At 37.5% G+C, this 19224-nt stretch carries 16 protein-coding genes and 1 pseudogene; 2 read left to right on the forward strand and 15 right to left on the reverse strand.

The features are described from left to right. The 3 genes from ACFIL8_RS00410 to ACFIL8_RS00420 all read right to left on the reverse strand — a co-directional run. Positions 1 to 584, reverse strand: a 584-nt coding sequence (locus tag ACFIL8_RS00410; RefSeq protein ID WP_375688727.1) for a porin, incomplete at its 3' end; no start/stop codon positions are given. Between the two features lie 336 nt (positions 585 to 920). Next, a complete protein-coding gene (locus ACFIL8_RS00415) occupies positions 921 to 1754 on the reverse strand; it encodes an outer membrane protein (RefSeq protein ID WP_375621215.1) in 834 nt (277 codons plus the stop codon). Between the two features lie 1027 nt (positions 1755 to 2781). Then, the gene (locus tag ACFIL8_RS00420) at positions 2782 to 3111 is read right to left on the reverse strand and encodes a hypothetical protein (RefSeq protein ID WP_375611785.1); all 330 of its coding nucleotides are present in this window, start codon (positions 3109 to 3111) and stop codon (positions 2782 to 2784) included. Positions 3112 to 3525: 414 nt separating this feature from the next. Between ACFIL8_RS00420 and ACFIL8_RS00425 the strand changes: the two are divergent. Continuing rightward, positions 3526 to 3968 (forward strand): annotated as a pseudogene (locus ACFIL8_RS00425) (integrase); the annotation flags it as partial. A 250-nt stretch (positions 3969 to 4218) separates the two neighbouring features. Here ACFIL8_RS00425 and ACFIL8_RS00430 read toward each other — a convergent pair. The 11 genes from ACFIL8_RS00430 to gshB all read right to left on the reverse strand — a co-directional run bounded on the left by ACFIL8_RS00430 (position 4219) and on the right by gshB (position 16769). After that, the gene (locus tag ACFIL8_RS00430; RefSeq protein ID WP_375632307.1) at positions 4219 to 4839 is read right to left on the reverse strand and encodes a ribonuclease D; all 621 of its coding nucleotides are present in this window, start codon (positions 4837 to 4839) and stop codon (positions 4219 to 4221) included. Continuing rightward, positions 4832 to 6226 carry a M20/M25/M40 family metallo-hydrolase gene (locus ACFIL8_RS00435; RefSeq protein ID WP_375611787.1) on the reverse strand — a complete coding sequence of 465 codons (1395 nt, stop codon included), beginning with the start codon at positions 6224 to 6226 and terminating at the stop codon, positions 4832 to 4834. The genes ACFIL8_RS00430 and ACFIL8_RS00435 overlap by 8 nt, the downstream gene beginning before the upstream one ends. An 84-nt stretch (positions 6227 to 6310) precedes the next feature. Further along, the gene (gene mutM / locus ACFIL8_RS00440) at positions 6311 to 7186 is read right to left on the reverse strand and encodes a bifunctional DNA-formamidopyrimidine glycosylase/DNA-(apurinic or apyrimidinic site) lyase (RefSeq protein WP_375613328.1); all 876 of its coding nucleotides are present in this window, start codon (positions 7184 to 7186) and stop codon (positions 6311 to 6313) included. 271 nt (positions 7187 to 7457) lie between these two features. Further along, positions 7458 to 8705, reverse strand: coding sequence for an aminopeptidase (locus ACFIL8_RS00445; protein ID WP_375613327.1), 1248 nt, complete (start codon positions 8703 to 8705; stop codon positions 7458 to 7460). 177 nt (positions 8706 to 8882) lie between these two features. Next, positions 8883 to 9716, reverse strand: a complete 834-nt coding sequence (locus tag ACFIL8_RS00450) for a cell wall hydrolase (protein ID WP_375613326.1) — start codon at positions 9714 to 9716, stop codon at positions 8883 to 8885. Positions 9717 to 10265: 549 nt separating this feature from the next. After that, positions 10266 to 10988, reverse strand: a complete 723-nt coding sequence (gene phoU / locus ACFIL8_RS00455) for a phosphate signaling complex protein PhoU (RefSeq protein WP_375638370.1) — start codon at positions 10986 to 10988, stop codon at positions 10266 to 10268. 21 nt (positions 10989 to 11009) lie between these two features. Further along, complete coding sequence (pstB, locus tag ACFIL8_RS00460; protein WP_375611792.1) at positions 11010 to 11768, reverse strand: phosphate ABC transporter ATP-binding protein PstB; 759 nt, start codon at positions 11766 to 11768, stop codon at positions 11010 to 11012. Between the two features lie 51 nt (positions 11769 to 11819). Next, the gene (pstA, locus tag ACFIL8_RS00465) at positions 11820 to 13109 is read right to left on the reverse strand and encodes a phosphate ABC transporter permease PstA (RefSeq protein WP_375611793.1); all 1290 of its coding nucleotides are present in this window, start codon (positions 13107 to 13109) and stop codon (positions 11820 to 11822) included. Next, complete coding sequence (gene pstC / locus ACFIL8_RS00470) at positions 13106 to 14566, reverse strand: phosphate ABC transporter permease subunit PstC (protein ID WP_375611794.1); 1461 nt, start codon at positions 14564 to 14566, stop codon at positions 13106 to 13108. The genes pstA and pstC overlap by 4 nt, the downstream gene beginning before the upstream one ends. Positions 14567 to 14641: 75 nt before the next feature. Then, a complete protein-coding gene (locus ACFIL8_RS00475; RefSeq protein ID WP_375611795.1) occupies positions 14642 to 15688 on the reverse strand; it encodes a PstS family phosphate ABC transporter substrate-binding protein in 1047 nt (348 codons plus the stop codon). A gap of 133 nt (positions 15689 to 15821) precedes the next feature. Next, positions 15822 to 16769: a glutathione synthase gene (gene gshB, locus ACFIL8_RS00480; protein ID WP_375627632.1), complete on the reverse strand. Its 948-nt coding sequence runs from the start codon at positions 16767 to 16769 to the stop codon at positions 15822 to 15824. A gap of 87 nt (positions 16770 to 16856) precedes the next feature. Between gshB and ACFIL8_RS00485 the strand changes: the two genes are divergently transcribed. Then, positions 16857 to 17651: a molybdopterin-synthase adenylyltransferase MoeB gene (locus tag ACFIL8_RS00485; RefSeq protein WP_375613322.1), complete on the forward strand. Its 795-nt coding sequence runs from the start codon at positions 16857 to 16859 to the stop codon at positions 17649 to 17651. 927 nt (positions 17652 to 18578) lie between these two features. Here ACFIL8_RS00485 and ACFIL8_RS00490 read toward each other — a convergent pair. After that, positions 18579 to 19142, reverse strand: a complete 564-nt coding sequence (locus tag ACFIL8_RS00490; RefSeq protein WP_375688729.1) for a c-type cytochrome — start codon at positions 19140 to 19142, stop codon at positions 18579 to 18581. Positions 19143 to 19224: the final 82 nt, after the last annotated feature.

The following is a 19224-nucleotide window of genomic DNA, read 5'->3' on the forward strand; positions in this document are numbered from 1 at the left end:
AGCTGCGTATAAGCAATACCACCAGCAACATAAGGCATAATGCGATCAACGGCTGCAAAACCAACACGAACGCGTGTTGCACCAGACCATTTTTCTTTTATAGAGGCGCTATCTACACGTTTGTCAGTCGCCGCGATACCAGCAATAGTTTTTCCTGTAGCAGGTGTAGCTTTCGCTGCTATAAGCTCATCTTTGAAAGCATCAAGGCCAATTGCTCCAATGACTGCTGAATGCGCTTTTGAATCTTCGCGGTCAGCCCAGACGGCATCAGTTTCAACACCTAGAATGAGGCCATTTCCAAGATCCACGTTAGAACCTACATAAATACCCCCCATGAAACCGGAAGGCTTAGGTGTCCAGTCTTTATCTGTAATTTTCTTTTTTGTTTCTGAATCATATTCATCAACTTTACCTGAAAAGTTACCAACTTGACCACCGATATAAAAGCCTGTCCAAGAAAATGAAGGGGCTGCTGCGATGACTGCTGGGGCTGTTTCATGAGGGATGACAACATCAGCAGCTTGTGCTGCAGAAGCTGCCGCTATAGCGATAACAGAAGTTGTTACTAAAGATTTTATATTCATAAACTTTGCTCCTAATTTATTTATGAGCACAGTGCTACAAGATTACAGAAAGAAAAGCTGTAGTAAAAATGATACAGTCACAGAAAATGGAGGGCACATCCCAGACAAAATCGCTTCATAGCTTGATTTTGTACGAGAAACCTAAAGATATATATATAAATAACTTATTGGTTTTTAAATATAATTCTTGTTTATTGTCTATGATTTTTTTAAGAAAACCTGAATAATATCTTTTCACATCCACAATAAATTATGTATTGTGTGATAATATAGCAACAAAGAATAACAGAGGCTCGGTCAAAGACAGAGCCTCTTCGTTATTTAACTTACCATCTATTAAAATTTGTAAGCAACACCAACTCGGAAATCATTGGTTTTGTAAGATGTCTCATATTTATCATTTGAGAATTTCTTTTTACCAAAATCTGAGTAACGATATTCCGCACGTACAATAATATTATTGGTCATTGCTAAATCAACACCAGCACCAAGGGTGTAACCAACAAGGGTCTTTGTTTCATCAGACAGAGTACCAGAAGCGATTACTTTGTCTGAATCTTTATCTGTTATTGAAATCAACGCACTATCTTGAAGCTGTGTATAAGCGATACCACCAGCAACATAAGGCATAATGCGTTCAGCTGCAAAACCAATACGCACGCGCGTTGCACCAGCCCACTTTTCTTTAAAAGTGAAACTGTGGGTTCGTTTAGCACCAGGTTTAAGCGCATCTTTACCAATATTAATTGCAGCGTCTTTTAATACCTTGTTAATATAATTGATGTGTTCTGGGGCAATGACATATGTTTTTCCTGTCTTCGTGTCATCTTTATTAGACCACATGATATCTGTATCAACACCTAGAATAAGGCCATTACCAAGATCAACGTTGGAACCTGCATAAAGCCCCCCCATGAAACCAGATAGTTTAGGCAAAAGGTCATCAGGCGCTGGAATCTTGTTTCCATTACTGAGAATATCCATTTTCGTTTTACCCGAAAAACCACCAATCTGGCCCCCAACATAAAAACCTGTCCAAGAAAAAGTTGGAGCAACAATAACGGGAGCAACAGGTGTTGGTCTTGGGGGAACAATAACATCTGCTGCTTGTGCTGCTGAAGCTGAAACAAAAGCGAAAGCAGAAGCTGTTATTAACCATTTCATATTCATATTTTCTCTCCATAGCTGAATATTTATTTGAACACACCGTTTCATATAGAGCACCATCTTCAGATATCTGTAGCAAAAATGATACACTTATAAAAAAAACAAAAAGCCAATCAAAGTACCCTTAATTGCTTGATCTGTAATAAATGAGAATAAAACTATGCCCATGCACAAATGGTCTCTTTTCCTCACGTTTTCTCTCCTTTATCATTTTGATAAAAAAACTGCGCCACAGTACCCTCCGTGTAAAGCGTGTGCTATTGACATAAAATATAATATATTGATTTATAATGAAAAAATATCTTTTATATTAATTCGTCTGCAATATTGACGATGCTCTTATCTTAAGCCTTTTTATATTAAAGAAACCAAAACCATCCCTCTGCACCTCACAAACAAGCAAGTGTGTGAATAAATAAAACTATTTAAAAGCTAAAATGCTTCCTATTAATACTCTCAATATTGTAATAGTGAAGACCGTTACAATATTGAGGGCAGCTAAATCTAACTGTTCCATTTAAATTCATACAAACAACGTTTTTAGCTTCATCCTTCGCATAACCAAATGTGAATAGCACTTTGATTATTTTTTCATCATTGTAAAGAACGCTTGTAGCGCATATGAAAAAGATCTCCACTACCCTATGGACTGCAACAAGATTACATGCAATTTCATCACGCTTGCTCTTTGTTTTTATTTAGGCATTTATTCCTTTTTGACATATTTACCATTTTTTTCTTCTCTCAACCTTATAGTAAAGTCTTTTTCAGAGATTCAGCCTTATTTGTAGGCTATCATTTCATACTCCTTTACAAGACGAAATTGAAAAAAATACCTAAAGACAGACAACCGGTATGATAAACATTAAAACTTATATAGAAATCTCCTTAAAGCTGAAAAAATGAGAAATCTTTCTGAAAGTTTTCAAACCACCCCTTGCTTTAAAAATCATGAATTTGGCAGAAAAAACATCCCTCTTTTTCAACTTCAAAGCATATATTATACTTCTTGATGTTGTTTTTTCACTTTTTAAAAACTCATTGGACCTCGTGCAAATAGGTTTGGCCGTCCTTTTTTCCCTGGTCTTCTTTTAGGATAATGATCTCTTTTTTTACCAGAATGTAACACAGGTACTAACTTAGCTGCTGTTATGCTTTCGCTGTTATTTGTGCAAGAAAGTTCTATCTGAAAAACTTCAGATAATAACTTGCGAAGCTGTTCACCAGTAAAAAAACCTATTGGAGGAACAGCCGAAGATGCTCTCTGTATAAGGTTTTGAGACGCTAAAAAACTTGCACCTTGAGCCATAGAGATTGAAGCAAAAGTAGCAAAAGCTGTAATAAAATATTTTATGTTCATAAATTTAACCTCATCAAATATTCATAATGGATTTTATCTAGTGCCTTCATTGCAAATTTCCAGAAAAAATAGCATGTTTATAGATAAAAAGTGAGAATCCTTAAAAATAAAGCTTTGGAGCATTTTAATTTTAAAATAAAAGAAAATTGCCCTGCTCTGCCAACATAGAAATTACTTATTGAGTAATAAATAAAGGCACGAAGTATCGTCTGAAAATAATAAACTATACGAACTTCATATAATATACTGATTTATAATGATAATATAGCGTTATCCATATTGACTGAGAATCCTAAATACCATAAGATTCTCTCATTCCAAATCTTTTTCATGTTGAATCAATCAAAACCATTTGTTTGCACGTTACAAGTTGAGAGAGCTGTGTGGATAAAAAACACTAAAAAAAGACTAAAAATGCCTCTTATGAACCGTCTCAAGTGCTAAGGACTTACACAACATTGGGAATTGGTACAGTTGTGTGGATGGTAGCGGCTTGTTACTCCATAAGCATAAAGATGGTAGTGTTCAATAGATTTTATATTGGTATTGGAAGCTTTATTGTTATATCTTTTATGAGCGCCACCGTAAAATGAACTTGGGTGTCGGTTTCTTTACAAAAAGCACATGAATTAGCAACACAAATATATTCCGTTTAGGGCGTTCTGTTTTACACGAAGAACGTAAATCCATTAAAAACATGAGGCAATGCGTAATCTCTATTATTTAACAGACATTGCTTTAAATACTTTTGAAAGTCGTAAAGCAGAATTAAAAATGATGGTAAAGATGAGATTTGGTTTTTACATTTACACATTCATATTCTCCCCCAATTAGGCTGTATACCGGTTTCAGAGATTTAAGTCTTCCAACCTACCGTATGTTTCCAGCCTCTCCTCAAAATTGCTTTGTTTCAAATAAAAGCTGTTACAAAAATAAAAAATATGGATTCGCAAAAGTATTTTTATTGCCTAAACTTCAAATGAAATAGCACTTAAGAATTTATTATAATTCTTATCAGAAAAGATGAGAGGATAAAACGCCCATAATGTACAAGCATTTTGTCCTCTCACATCAATAATTAACTCTATTTAAAAGCCAATTTTAAAGTTAGCTATGCGCAAAAATATCAACTTCCGCCCATCCTAAAAGATCAAGCCTAGCTCTCATAGGCAAAAATTGAAAGCATGCCTTGGCAACATTTTCTCGCTCTTCACGTCTTAAACGTTCTTCAAATATAACCTTTAAACGATGTAAATATAACACATCCGACGCAGCATATTCAATTTGTGCCTGTGATAACGTTTCTGCCGCCCAATCCGAAGATTGTTGCTGTTTAGAAATATTCACATTCAGCAATTCATTACAAATTTCTTTCAAGCCATGACGATCCGTATAAGTGCGCGTGAGTTTCGAAGCAATCTTTGTACAAAAAATAGCCTCTGGCATAACACCAAATGTATGCGCTAAAATAGCAAGATCAAAACGCCCAAAATGAAATATTTTGGTTATTGCGTTATCCTCAAGCAATTTTATCAAATTTGGTGCACTCTTTTGTTCTTTAGCAATCTGAATAACGTCAGCAGTACCATCTCCAGAAGAAAGCTGAACAACGCATAAACGATCACGATAGGGTTGTAATCCTAAAGTCTCGGTATCAATCGCAATGGCATCAGTTTTATAATTGTCTAAGTTTGGTAAATCACCTTGATGAACGCGAATCTCAGCCATTTACCCTCCTACTTGCTAAAGCAGCAAGAATACGCGCCCAAGACCGCTGCCCCTTATGAAACGATTTTAAATTATACTTTTCATTAGGAGAATGAATACGGTCATCAGCCAATCCAAAACCAACCAAAAGAGTTTCCATACCAAGAATTGATCGAAAATCTGCTACAATTGGGATCGAGCCCCCCATGGCTGTCAAGACAGCGGGCACTTCCCACTCTTGTGATAAGGCATCCTTCGCCTCCTTGATAAAAGATGAATCATCAGAAATCTGAAGTGCCGGAGAAGAACCGTGATTCTTAAATTCAACCTTACAATCAGCAGGAATTGAGCTACGTACATAATCACGCAACGCTTGGCGTATTTTCTCTGGATCTTGCTTATGCACCAAACGACACGATACTTTTGCACTCGCTTGAGAAGCAATAACTGTTTTCATCCCTTCCCCTTCATAGCCGCCACTAATACCATTAATTTCCATGGTAGGACGTGCCCATACAAGCTCTAAAATGCTCCGCCCTTTTTCACCAGCTGGAACGGAAAGTCCTATAGGACCAAGAAAATTTTCAGCAGTACAATTAAGTGCATTCCATGATTGTAAAATCTGTGGAGGTGTTTCTTCTACGCCATCATAAAAACCAGGAAGTGTTGCCCTATTATTTTCATCGTGAAGTCCTGCTAAGATTTTCGTTAAAATACGAATGGGATTAGCTGCTACTCCTCCAAAATAACCAGAATGTAAATCACGATTCGCTGCTGTGATAATAATCTCTTCTGCCATAATTCCCCGAAGAGAAAGAGCAATAGATGGTGTATCCGCATCCCACATTGACGTGTCACAAACCAATGCATAATCTGCCTTAAGTTCATCTGTATTTGCTTTTAAAAAAGGAATAAGGGAAGGAGAAGCACATTCTTCTTCTCCCTCAAATAAAACAGTAACTTTAATAGGAAGCTGCCCTGTTTCTTTCTTAAATGCACGACATGCTTCAATAAAAGTCATCAACTGACCTTTGTCATCTGAAGCTCCACGAGCACAAATAACTTTCTCTCCATCTCTCTCTTTTAAAGAAGGTGTAAATGGATCATCCTCCCATAAACTCAATGGATCAACAGGTTGAACATCATAATGTCCGTAAAACAGCACATGCAAACAATCATCTGAAGGTCCAGGATGATGCCCAACAACCATTGGATGCCCCGGCGTATCACGGCGTGAAGCCTCAAAACCGATGCTTTTTAAATCCTCCACTAACCAATCAGCTGCTTTACGACATGCATCCTTGTAAGCCGAGTCTGTAGAAATCGATTGAAAACGTAAAAGAGAAAAAAGGCGTTCAAGGCTCTTCTCTATATTTCCATCAAGATGTGTTAGTACTTTATTCAGCATAAAAAAAACCTTTCAAGCCTTGTGTAATTATATTATAGATGCGATGACTTTAAGCCTCTTGTAAGATTTTGCAAGACACCTTATTCATTTTTGACATTGTGAGCAGTAAAAACTTGAACGTCCAGCCTGTAAAATGCGCATAATAGGCGCTCCACATTCCAAACATTGCTTGCCTTCTCGTCCATAAACTGAAAAAGCATGCTGAAAATAACCAAGCGAACCATCTATATGCATATAATCACGTAAAGAAGAGCCACCAGACAAAATGGCTTCAGAAATCACATTGCGTATATTTTGTGCTAAAGAATCTGCAAATTCACGTGCACGTGCCGTTTTTGATGCTAATGTAAATGCACCACGTTGTGGAGACAAACGACTCCGCCAAAGTGCTTCACAAACATAAATATTCCCAAGACCTGCAACAATAGACTGATCAAGTAAAACACCCTTGAGAGACATTTTTTTATTAACAAAAGCCTTTTGTAAATAACGACCAGAAAACGAATTACTTATAGGTTCAAGACCTAGCTTATTTAAAAGTGGATGTTCATAAAGCTTATCCGTATCGACTAAAAGCATAAACCCAAAGCGACGCACATCATTATAAATAAGACGATAAACGTCACCATTCTTTGTCTGAATATCCATGACAAAATGATCATGTTTAACTAATTTACTTGACGCTGAACAAGCTTTTCTTAAAAAATCATTCTCTATACGCCATGAACCAGACATTCCTAAATGGCTTAAAATCGTTTCATCCTGAGAAAGATGAAATAATAAATATTTCGCACGCCGACCAAGTTCTATAATTGTTCTGCCAATAAGGCGCTCAGAAAAAGCCTCAGGAAAAGGAAAGCGCAAATCTCTACGATTAAGTTTGACAGATACTATCTTTGCATCAGTTACAACGGACTCAAGTCCACGACGAACTGTCTCTACTTCAGGAAGCTCAGGCATTACTCTTCTTTAATAATTATACACTTTCCAATCGTATCACTGATAAATTGACTTCTTCCCCCCTCAAAAAACGAAGACTTCCTCTACATCTACTAAACAAATTCTTGATGAGTCGATTTTACTTGGATTCCTACTCATGTGAATCATTTAACTAAAGGCTTTATGGACAAACCCTGCCTTGAATATATACCACACACTCTAAAATACTTAACGTATCAATAAAGCTTACATCCCACCCCACCTCAAATGACCGCGTTTTATGGTAACAAAATTAAGCCCATTCACCCTTACGAAATACAGGAACTCTTACACCATCTTGGGTAATGCCATCTATGTCAATTTCACCAGAACCAATCATCCAGTCAATATGAATGACACTTTTATTCCCACCACGTGCTGCAATCTCTTCTGACGTCAATGATGCCCCATCTAAAAAGCATTTGGAATAACACTGCCCTAAAGCAATATGACATGCAGCATTTTCATCAAATAAGGTATTATAAAAAAGGAGGCCACTCTTAGAAATTGGTGAAGAATGGGGCACAAGGGCAACTTCGCCCAACCGGCTTGCACCCTCATCACTTTGCAAAACCTGCTGTAAAACTTCTTGGCCTGTTGATGCACGAGCCTCAACAATACGCCCGGCTTCAAAACGTACTTCAATATTATCAATCAGAGTTCCTTGATAGGAAAGGGGCTTTGTTGAGCGAACGAAACCTTCAACCTTATGAGCATGAGGAGTCGTGAAAACTTCTTCTGTCGGAATATTCGGATTGCAAATAACACCATTTTGAGCAACGGATGCACCACCATGCCATTCATGATCATCTGCCAAACCAACAGTTAAATCAGTCCCTGGCCCTGTAAAGTGTAAGGCAGAAAAACGCTGCTCATTAAGCCAAGATGACCGTTTCTTCAAATGTGCATTATGAACAGTCCACGCCTGCACCGGATCTTCTCCTGTAACACGTGAAGCAGAAAAAATTGCATCGGCTAATTTTTTAATCGCCTCATTAAGTGGTAAAGAAGGAAACATTGCCTCAGCCCATCCTGCTGTTGGATAAGCAACAATCGACCAATTCATAGCAAAATTTGATATTTGCTTGAGTGCCGGCTGGTAAGCTATTGAAGTGGCTTTATTTAAACGTGAAACCTTATCAAAATCCTGATTGGAAAGGAGCAAAGGATTATCACCAACAATCGCTAAACGCGCTGCCCCATTTTCAAAAGCCTTTGCCATTCCCTCATAAAGCCAAGAAGGGGCACAATCAAAACTAGCTGTATGGGCATTTTCAAACCGTGTAAGCGATAACATATCATCACTAAAAATTGGTGTAATGACACCAGCACCAACCTTATAAGCATGATATGCAATACGCCGAACAAAAGGTAACGCTGAAACTGGAGCAGTTAAAACAAGATCCTGCCCCTCTTGTAAATTCAACCCCACTTTCACTGTAATTTCTGCAAGACGATTAAGCATTTCAGGCAAAATTGTCTCATGAATATCAAAGTACATTACCAATACCCTTCTTTAAATAGAATGCGTTCTTTATGTCGTCATATTATAAATTGTTTTTCAGATCCTTTGAGTTCGCTTTCTCTACGTATATTTATGCGTATCATTATCGCTAAAATTCACTTAATTCATAAACCGCAATGGGTATATCATCCTTCTTTGGTCATGAAAAACTTACTAGTTCCTGTGTCGTTTTTCTAACATTGCAACAATTGCATTTAACTGATCAGATGAAGGTAAAACCATAATCGTTTTATTTTCCTCTTTCCTAGCTAGATGTTGAGGTGCATAGGCAGGGATAGGAACTTTATCAAGCTGTACCATAGCAAAAGGCGCAGGATGTGCCATCTTGGACTGTGCTACTTCTGTCGAAGGAGATGTACTTTTCTCTGCCTTTACGCCCCTACTCTCTAAGCCTTCATCTATAAAGCTTGGCGCATGACCAGAACGTTCTTGAGCAAAAGCATAAGCAACATCATAAGGGCGATTATTTGTAGGAACTTGAAGCTCTCCATCACGTGATCGTTTTTCATAAAAAGCATTTCCCCCTGCAACCTGAACATAATGCATGTTTTTATACGGAAAAGACAAACCAGCGGTATGAAAAAACTTAGCGTGTTTAACTTTCTTATCTCGTTCACCCCGTAAAACGGCATCAGCCGCCTCTCTTACACGAGCAACAGATGCTTTCTCCGTCATAGGACGCGTTAAAACACCAGGAGCAAATTGCCTATATTGACCAACAACACCACAAATCGTCTTAGGATAGGCGGTTGAATTAACACGATTCATAACAACCGTTCCAACGGCAATCATTCCTTCACGGCTTGTGCGATTTGATTCAAAATACATCGCTCGCATAAGACATTGACGCTCTGTCAATGGATATGTAACCGCTTTTGTCTTATTATTATTTATTTTTCCAGCATCTAAATGACTTGAAGCACATCCCACAACAACTAACGGCGCTACACAACAGGTAACAAAAACATTCCAACGATTTTTTTTCATCTTATGCAACACATTCCTATAATCTCTGAGATATTCAAGTCTTGAAATGAGCTTTAAATGTATCTCTCAATAAAGTACATAGCTAATTGTTACCACTCAGTAAAATTTTAATACAAGAGGTAATCAAAAAGTATCTATGCAAAATAAAAAATAAAAAACTCTTAATTTACAGATCGATATTGTTATTCTTCATGGTTCAATATAGGCTATAATAACCCACACGTTTCAATTACAATAAAGTAACACTATCCACTTCTTCTACATACGAAAAAATAATACAGATATCCCCTTTAATATAAAATTTTAACAAAATGATCTGAAAGGAAATTCCCCTAGAAAACTCCCCTCCTGCCACAATACGAGTGATGATATCATCCAATATACAAATATGTCAAACCAAGAGTTAACAATCTGCCATGCTTCTCTGAAAAAACTCTTTGTTGCTTCTTTGTGCTTTGCCATAAAATGGTTATCTTATTCTTCTTATAGCTGCACTGTAAGAAAATACTCATATATCTACAAACTTATTTTATACATATAAGAAAAATTTTAATCTATTTTCTTCTCACCTACCCCAACTTTATAAGTAAGGTCATCACGAGGACGATCAGAGGACATATGGTAACCCGTTATGATATAATGCAGCATTTCAGCAATATTAGTAACATGATCACCAATTCGTTCAATATTCTTTAAACAAAACAGTAAGTGCGTACAAACCGTAATATTGCGCATATCTTCCATCATATACGTCAAAAGTTCACGAAAAAGAAAAGTATACAAAGCATCAATCTTCTCATCACGCTCACGCACCGCGTCAACACGCTCTAATAGGCGACTCGTATAAGCATTTAAGACTTCTTTTAATTGATTGAGTGCTAAAGCTGTAATTGTTTCAAGCCCATGATAAACAGAAGCAGATTGACGTATTTCTGAAAGTGCAACAGTCCTTTTAGCAATGTTTTTTGCCATATCCCCAATCCGTTCAAGATCAGAAGAAATACGAATGGCTCCAATAATTTCACGCAAATCGACAGCCATCGGTTGGCGTTTGCAAATAATAGCAACCGCTTTTTCATCAATGTCACGTTCTGCTTCATCTAAAAACACATCATCGGCAATCACTGTCGTTGCAAGTTGAAGATCACTACTCACAACCGATGCGACAGAACGTTCAATCATCCTTTCTGCATGGCTCCCCATTTCTGTAATCCTTACTCTTAAATATTTTAGTTCTGCATCATAAGAACGGACAGTATGTTTCATAGACATATCTTACACTCCTCAATTCACCTATCCAAAACGCCCCGTAATATAATCTTGTGTCCGTTGCTCTTTTGGTGAGGTAAAGATCATTTCAGTCGCACCAACTTCTACCAAATGCCCTAAATGAAACATAGCCGTATATTGAGAAACACGTGCGGCCTGTTGCATGGAATGCGTTACGATAACAATTGTATAATTTTGCCGTAACGCATCGATAAGCTCTTCAATCCGTGCTGTTGCAATGGGATCAAGAGCTGAACAGGGCTCATCCATCAAAATAACTTCAGGACTAACCGCAATAGCACGTGCAATACACAAACGCTGTTGTTGTCCCCCTGATAAACTTGTTCCAAGATCATGAAGGCGGTCTTTTACTTCTTCAAACAAACCTGCCTGCCTCAAACTCTTTTCAACGACATCATGCAATTCAGAGCGTGTTTTAACTAAACCATGAATGCGTGGACCATACGCAACATTCTCAAATATAGATTTTGGAAAAGGGCTGGGCTTTTGAAAAACCATTCCAACACGAGCGCGCAATTCTACAACATCAATCCGTGTGTCATAAATATTCTCCCCATCTAAGGTAATAAGACCAGTTGTTTTAGCGCCTTCAATTGTATCATTCATACGGTTAAAACAACGCAAAAAAGTTGACTTTCCGCATCCTGATGGACCAATCAAAGCAGTTACTTGATGTTCAGGAATATCAAGTGTAATACCGTGGAGTGCTTCTTTATCTCCGTAAGAAACCTTCACATCCTGACCGCGCATTTTAATCTTCATTACAAAAATTCACCTTACAAAAATCTTATCAAAGCTGTTGTTTTATTAAAATTACTGGCGGCGTTCAAATCGTCGACGTAAAAAAACCGCAGAAATATTCATGATCGCAAGAAAAATCATCAATACAATAATAGCACCTGATGTCTTTTCAACAAAAGCACGCTCTGCTTCACCCGCCCACATAAAAATTTGAACAGGCAAAGCCGTTGCTGGATCCATGGGGGTCGTAGGAATATTAACAACAAAAGCAACCATTCCAATCAAAAGCAAAGGAGCTGTTTCACCCAAAGCCTGAGCGACTCCAATAATTGTGCCTGTTAAAATGCCAGGCGCAGCTAAAGGAACAACATGATGAAAAATCATTTGTGTTTTTGATGCTCCCAACCCCAAAGCTGCAGAACGAATAGAGAGAGGAACAGCACGCAGAGCAGAACGTGTTGCAATAATGATCGTGGGAAGAGTCATGAGCGCTAAAACAAGACCACCAACAAAAGAGGCTGAACGTGGTAATCCTAAAAAATTAACAAAAAAAGAGAGTCCTAAAAGACCAAACACAATTGAAGGAACAGCTGCAAGATTATTGATATTAACCTCTATAAAATCTGTAAATTTATTTTTGCGTGCATATTCTTCTAAATAAAGAGCCGTTGCTATGCCTATCGGAAGGGAAACTAATAAAACGATGCCTATCATATAAAGAGAACCAATGATCGCAACACCTAATCCCGCAGTCTCAGGACGACTTGAAGCGCCAAATGTAAAAAAACCAATATTAAATGTTTTATAAAGCGTACCATCATGCGCTAAACGCTTTATCCATTCTATTTGTCGATTAGAAACTTTACGGTTTTTTTCTGCTACACGCAGATCAATCTGTCCCTTATAAGCAGAATCAATATCCGCAGATGCCAAAACTTTAACTTTTTGCATTGTGCCAATCAGTTTTGGATTTTTTGTCACCATTTCACGCAGTTGAACACGGACACCATTTGAAAACATACGGTTAACGTCCAAAAGAGAGGCTCGATCATTTTGATTGATATTAAGTTTCTTCGCTAAAGCATTGCGTACAAGAAGTGGATAATTCGCCGTCATGAGCACTTGTGGTTTTGTTTTACGTTGACCACTTGGATCAATGATCTTTTCATCCAAATAAATCGATAATGTCATTTCACTTTGAAAAAAAGCTGTATAACCCTGACTAATGATAGACCATAAAAGCGTAAATAAAAAAAATAAACCAATAAAAATGGCAATCAAACCATAGGCACGAAAACGACGTTCAGCCCAATACCGACGCTTGAGACTAATATTGCGACGAGGAAAAAAATCTTCATTCATTCATATTGTTCCCGATATTTACGCACAATATAAAGAGCTAGAATATTCATCAAAAGTGTCATAACAAAGAGCGTCATCCCTAAGGCAAAAGCCACCAGAGTTTGTGGAGAATTAAACTCAAAATCACCGGTCAATTGATTAACAATCTTAACAGTCATCGTAGTCATTGCTTCGAAAGGATTGAGTGTTAAATTTGCTGCAACACCTGCCGCCAAAACCACAATCATTGTTTCTCCAATTGCACGCGATGCCGTCAACAAAATAGCCCCCATAATCCCTGGAAGCGCTGCTGGTATAACAACTTTTTTAATTGTTTCAGATTGCGTTGCGCCTAAACCATAAGAACCTTCACGTAAAATGCGTGGAACAGCCGTAATAACATCATCCGATAAAGAGGAAACAAAAGGTATCAACATAATTCCCATCACAACTCCAGCAGTCAAAACACTTTGTGCCATAATAAAACTAACCCCGTCTGAGAGAGAAGCAGAGAGATCTCGTAAAAATGGTCCCACAACCTTCAAAGCAAAAAAGCCATAAACAATCGTTGGAATGCCAGCAAGAACTTCTAACAATGGCTTCACAATTGCTCGCAATCGCGCAGAAGCATACTCCGCCATATAAAGAGCTGAAAATAGTCCTATAGGTACAGCAAAAAGCATGGCAACAAATGCAATATAAAGCGTACCAGCAAGAAGCGGTATTAGACCAAATTGTCCTACTTCATCGCTGGAACCGCTCGCGGAAAAACGCGGATCCCAAACTGTTCCTAAAAAGAAATTTGAAAAGGATACAGACTGAAAAAAGCTTACTGTCTGAAAAAGCATAGAAAGCGCAATGGCTATTGTTGTCAAGACTGCAACAATAGATGCACAAATCAATCCAATAATAATAAAAGATTCAACCTTATTACGGGCACGTTGATGAGGCGCAATTTGCATCATTCCACAGATAAAACCAAAGGACGCAATAGCAAAAAGAAAAACATAACCTATAAACTTAAGCTTTTCAGAAGAGAATACCCACGACTGTGCTATTTTGAACACATCATCCGATGCTTCATCGGATAAAATCAATCCCTTCGCGAGTAATTGTGCCTGCACTTCCTTATAGGAAGCGGTAGAAAGATTCCCCTCAAAGCGATGAATCTTTTTGACGAGACTTCGAAGTGTCTCCCAAAGTAGATCGTGATTTACAGGCTCTGTTACATGCGCACTATACGCCCCCAGCTCTCGAGAGGCATTATATTCTAAATAAATTGTACTCCCAGCATCCCAAACAATTAAAAAAATAAAAGCTGGAATAACAGTAATCAAAAATGTCCACCAGCCATAATAATACGCACGAGAATGCATTTTATGTTGTCTGTATTCAAGAATGCGTGCTCGCATATAAGAAATACAAAAGCCACAAAATCCAAAAATCAATAATAGCAAAACAATGAAGGAAATGCGCATTTTATCTTTCAGTTTTTATAAAAAAATAGCACCCAAATTTCCTATCTCAGAAATCCAACAAATTTTCCCTGCAAATTATTTCAATGTCATTACTCGACCAGCAGAAAAATCAGAACGCTGTGCTTGACGTTCCTTTTCAGGAGAAACAATCAAACCATATTCAGCCAAAGGACCCTCTGGACCAATCATTTGATCAGAAAGAAAAAAATCAACATACTCTCGCAAACCTGAAATAATACCTAAATGTGCTTTCTTAATATAGAAAAAAAGCGGACGAGAAACCGGATATTGTCCACTAGAAATCGTCTCAACTGTTGGCGCAAAACCGTTAATATCGGCAACCTTTAGCCTATCAGCATTATTTTGATAAAAAGACAAACCAAAAATACCAACCCCTGTTTTATTAGAAATTAGACGCGCAAATGTTTCAGAATAATCACCATCAATATCAACCGCTTTTCCATCCTTACGTACCGCAATACAAGCAGTGTGTATCTCCTTATCATCCATTCCTAAAGACTTCATCACCTCAACTGCCCCACTCTCTTTACACCCCTCAGTAAGTAATTTTTCCTCAAAAACTTCACGTGTCCCATGCTTCTCCCCAGGAATATACGCTGCTATCGTCCAATCAGGAAGAGCACTATTGACTGCACTCCATTTCAAAACATTATTCGGTTGCAACTTTCCGTCTATAATAATTCGAGCAGCAAGGGCTTTATAAACATCTACTGGCTGTAATTTCCAATCAGGTCCCTTAATATCAGTTGCAAAAACAATGCCATCATACCCAATACGTATTTCCTCAACATCTTTTACACCAGCATCAAAACAAGACTGTAATTCACTCGGTTTCATTGCTCGCGAAGCATTAACAATATCAACAGTGTTCTCCCCAATACCACGGCAGAATTCCTTAATACCAGCTCCTGTTCCTCCCGATTCGATAACAGGAACCTTAAAATGGGGATAAATTTCTCCAAATGTTTCAGCAACAATCTTTTGATAAGGTAAAACTGTAGATGAACCAGTAATCTGTATTTGATCGCGCGCATTGCCTCCATTTGCTGACAGCAGTAGCGCAAAAATCAATCCCACTCCAATTGATAATACTTTGTTCATCTATAAACTCCCTAAAAATTGGAAACAAAGCCTCTTAATTTATATCATACGGTCATTCTAGTTCACATTTGCAACATAACAAATATAAAAAACAACATGGATCATTTTTTTAAAACCATGTTTTTGTCCTCTGTCAAATAAATTCATTTGAACGCTTGAACTCAATAACATCCCAAAACAAATGAGCAACATCTGTACCGCAGAAGCGTTTAATTTCACGAATTCCCGTAGGAGACGTCACATTAATTTCTGTTATATAATCTCCAATCACATCAATCCCCACAAAAAGAAGACCGCGTTCCTTTAAGGCTGGACCAATGCGTTCACAAATCTCATAATCACGTTTTGTTAACTCCACATTTTCCGCGCGACCTCCAACATGCATATTAGAGCGCACATCTGTTTCTGTCGGAATTCGATTAATAGCTCCAACAGGTGTACCATCAAGCAAAATAATCCTTTTATCTCCTTTTCGTACTGCCTCTAAATAGCGCTGAACAATAAAAGGTTCGTGATAAATTTCTGCAAACATTTCCAACAATGATGCTAAATTGCGATCATCTTGTCTTAAATAAAAAATACCAGCGCCCCCATTCCCATAAAGTGGTTTAACAATAATATCGCCAAATGTCTCTCTAAAAGCTGTTATTTCTTCAATATCTTTGGTAATTAATGTTTCTGGCATCAGATCAGAAAATTCAGTAACAAAAATTTTTTCTGGACTGTTGCGTACCCATGCAGGATCATTCACAACGAGTGTTTTAGGATGAATACGCTCTAACAAATGAGTTGTTGTGATATAATTGAGATTAAAAGGTGGATCTTGGCGTAAAAGAACCACATCCATATCTGTTAATTCCGTACGAACAGGCTTTTCTAATCGATAGTGGCTTCCCTCTTTATCATGTACAATCAATGGCTCTAGTCGTGCAATCACACAACCATCGTATAGAGATAAACGATCTGGTGTATAATGGAAGAGAGAGTGTCCACGTTCTTGGGCTGCTAAAGCGAGTGCAAATGTCGTATCTCCTTGAATCCGAACTGTTGAAATATGATCCATCTGAATGGCAATTTTCATAAATAAATCCTCTCTATCCTAAAAGCAGACTGGTCTATGCATCATAAACTTAGTAAACAATAAAAGAACTATGACAAGAGAAAATTTATGACACAAGAAACAGATATAAAATTAAACAACAAAGAAATCGAACGCTATGCACGCCACATCATTTTGCCTGAGATTGGTGGTGCAGGGCAACAAAAGCTAAAAACAGCACGTGTTCTTGTTGTAGGCGCGGGTGGTCTTGGTGCTCCTGTCTTAACCTATTTGGCTGCCGCAGGTGTTGGAACCCTTGGAATTGTCGATAACGACATCGTTTCACTTTCCAATTTACAACGCCAAGTTATTCATAAAACAAATGCAATCAACAAAAGCAAAACAGACAGTGCTGAAACCACTATAAAAGCAATAAATCCCCATGTTGTAGTTAAAAAACACACCCTACGCTTAGATAAAAGTAATGTGGATAAACTGCTCAATGCTTACCACATCATTGTTGATGGAAGTGATAATTTTACCACACGCTATCTTCTCGCTGATCACGCTGCCCAATGCAAAAAACCTCTAATAAGCGGTGCTGTAGAACGTTTTAATGGCTCATTAACGGTCCTTATGCCGTATAAAGACAATAATCCTCACTATCGCGATTTATTTCCCACCCCTCCAGCTCACGGGACTATCCCAACATGCGCTGAAACTGGAATCATCGGTGTTTTACCTGGCGTTATTGGGACCCTACAAGCAATGGAAGTTATTAAAATGATCACAAACATCGGAGAGCCATTAGTAGGAAAGATTCTTCTCTATAATGGATTATTAGCGCAATTTAATATTATTACTTATAAACGCTCAAATTATAAAGAAAATACCATAGTTATTAAGAAGCTTGGAGAATCATGATTATGTCCTCTCTTCCACTAATTTTTAGCACTCTCGCAATATGTATTGAAATACTAATTAATTTTATCGCAAGTCATCGAAACATTGTAACCAATGAAACCTATTAAATTTATCACAAATATGGCAAACCTTTTGTGAAAAAATAATTCTCTATAATGGATTATCAGCATAATTTCATGTCATCGTCTATAAATGGACAGAGACTCGTGGGAACGCAGCTGCTATCAGTATTCTTGTGTAAAAAATTTTCGACGTAGATAAAAATACAATCAGCAGAACTCTATTCAACTATTTTACTATTCACACATAAAAATTGTTTCACATGAAAGTGCTTACTTCAAACCATAACCTATAAATAAATAATTTAAGTCATATTTTAGTGATCGATACTATAAAAGGTCAATGATCTGTCCGTACATCTCTAACCTCAAGAGAAAACGTCTATTCATCGAGCATCATAAAATGCAGCTTAGGATTATTGCACGTATAAGAACAATCAATTGTCTCTGTTCATAAGAAAAATACATGGGACTTGATGTAAAAGTACATAGGGATTGATGTGTATAGAAGGATTGAGATAAACCTCATGGAGAGCTTTAATTACATAATTATTGCATTCAGAAGCAGAAAGCTGCGGCTCATGAATTGATAATCCTTCAGCAATAATTTCACAGACAAGTATATGTAGAAAAAGTGAAGCACACAAATCTTGAAAACCAATCCACAGACGACAGCGTAAAGAGTGCATTTTTATAAAAGATCTCTTTAAAATAAGCGAGTAAATATGCAATGTTAAATATGTTCTGTTTTGCGTGAGGGGCGTTCCCCCCTAACAAAACATCAATAAGAGCTCTTTTTATAAAACTGTGAAACTAAAATTACAAAAAAAATCAGACTTCTTTCTAAAATTAACATCTATGGTATAAGTTAATTTGGCTCATTCGCTTTATTATTATCCATTGGTAAAGGAACAGGATGATCGGATAAACTGTGTAAATAAAGCAAAAGATCGGCACGATCTTGGTCATTTTTAATTCCACGAAAAGACATAATGGTCCCAGGAAAAGCTTCACGTGGAGAATGTAAATAACGATCTAACGTTACAAAATCCCATTTTTGATCAGAATGAGCACGTAATGCCCGTGAATAAGCAAAACCTGCTGCTGATGCCAAAGGGCGGTTAACAATCTCCCAGAGAACTGGACCAACACGCCCTGCTTCATTGCGTCCAGATGTGTGGCATATGGCACATTGGCGAAAAACTTTACGGCCATTTTCAAAATTGCCTTGTTGAAGGCGGCTATTTAGTGATAGGGAAACATCAGGTGCTTTTTGTTTTTCTTGAAATATATCATTCTTGGCAACTGTATGATGATATTGGACTGATGTAGGATGATCGTAAATTATATTGCTGAGTGTGGAAATCCCCACAACAGCGACCAGCACACATAAACAAGCACAAATAAAATAAATAAATCTCGAGCGATTCATAAAAACTCAAATGTTCACGGTTTTATTACCATTTTTAGTTTAAGCTTTTTCTTTATAACACACAACATCATAAATGCATCAC

The sequence above is a fragment of the Bartonella sp. AP57NXGY genome (assembly GCF_042195805.1).
GTDB lineage: Bacteria > Pseudomonadota > Alphaproteobacteria > Rhizobiales > Rhizobiaceae > Bartonella.